This window comes from Pseudomonas sp. P5_A2_2 (assembly GCF_054177685.1).
In genome coordinates this window covers 1-1,444 of the sequence record NZ_JBGCUL010001083.1, presented here as the reverse complement: position 1 = coordinate 1,444, position 1,444 = coordinate 1, and the positions used below count along the sequence as shown (strand labels likewise).

The window sequence follows — 1,444 nt, the reverse complement described above, 5'->3', positions numbered from 1 at the left end:
GCACATCGCCCTTGGCATCGACGTAGCCTTCTTTGGCCGACCACAGTGCCAGCGTGCCGACCGCGTAAGTGAAGCGCGACCCCTTGACGGTGTCGCCTTCGGTTTCAAGTTTTTGCGGGGTGCTGTCGTCTGCCGAGAGGAACACTTCGAACGGCGCGCCGTTTTTGATCTGGGTGTAGAACTGGCCGGTGGCGCCAAAGGAGGTGACCACCTTGTGCCCGGTGTCTTTTTCGAAGTCAGCGGCGATGGCCTGGATGGGCGCGGTGAAGTTGGCGGCGACAGCCACCTGGACTTCGTCCGCCTGGGCTGAGCCGAAGGCGAATACGGCGAGAAGGCTCGCCAGGCAGGTCGGGGCAAAACGTGAGGCACGAATGGTCATGAAACGGCTCCGTTAAAGGCAATTGCAGCAGGTTAATCGTTATGTACAAAAATATATAGCGAATTACCTTTAAACGGAATGTGCTGTCACAAAGTTGTATACAATTTTAACGCAAGTGCTGCTCAGGGGTGACGTAGCAGTCTCGCTAATCCTTCTTCAGCCAGTTTTCGAGTCAGTGCCTCGCTGGTCAATTCGACCCCGAGGGTAAAGGCCTGACCGGCCCAGAGGTTGCTGAAGTCCGCTTCACCTTTGGCCCGCAGAGGCATCAGCGCGCCACCGGCAAGGGGGAAGGCCGGGGCCTTGGCGCTCATGGGCCCCAGTTCACGCATCACCCGATTGAGGATGCCCCGGGCCGGGCGACCGGTGAACACGTTGGTGACGGCCGTCTCGCTTTCCCTGGCGGTGCGCAACGCTTTGTGATGGGACGGGCTGACCTTGGCCTCTGGGGTGAACAGGTACGCCGTCCCCACCTGCACTGCCGAAGCACCCAGCATGAAGGCGGCGGCGACGCCTCGTGCGTCAGCGATGCCGCCGGCGGCAATCACCGGCACCTTCACCGCATCGACGACTTGTGGCACCAGGGCGAAAGTCCCCACCTGACTGCTCAGGTCATCGCTGAGAAACATCCCGCGATGGCCTCCGGCTTCGTAGCCCATGGCAATGATTGCATCGCAACCATGCTGCTCCAGCCACACGGCTTCTGCGACGGTTGTGGCCGAGGACAACACTTTCGCACCGGTGGCTTTCACCCGGTCGAGCAGGGATTTTTCCGGCAGGCCAAAGTGAAAGCTCACCACTTCAGGTCGAAATTCTTCGATCACTTCGCAGGCCGCATGATCGAACGGTGCCCGGTTGGACACCGGGGTTGGCGCATCGAAATCGGCGCCGAGTTCCTGGTAGTAGGGCTGCAGCAGGTTTTTCCAGTCCAGCGCGCGTTGTTCATCAGGGGCCGGAGGTTGATGACAGAAGAAATTGACGTTGATCGGGCGCTGGGTGTGTTGGCGGATGGTTTTCAGCTCTTCGCGCAGTTGATCGGTGCTGAGCATCGCCGCCGGCATCGAACCC

2 protein-coding genes are annotated in these 1,444 nt (G+C 60.2%); both read right to left on the bottom strand.

Annotated elements, in window-relative coordinates; translation table 11 throughout:
• The coding region (modA, locus tag ACXRVY_RS29010) for a molybdate ABC transporter substrate-binding protein (RefSeq protein WP_458238957.1) at window positions 1-379 on the bottom strand (379 nt) is incomplete at its 3' end.
• Window positions 380-501: 122 nt separating this feature from the next.
• Window positions 502-1,444, bottom strand: a 943-nt coding sequence (locus ACXRVY_RS29005) for an NAD(P)H-dependent flavin oxidoreductase (protein ID WP_458238956.1), incomplete at its 5' end; no start/stop codon positions are given.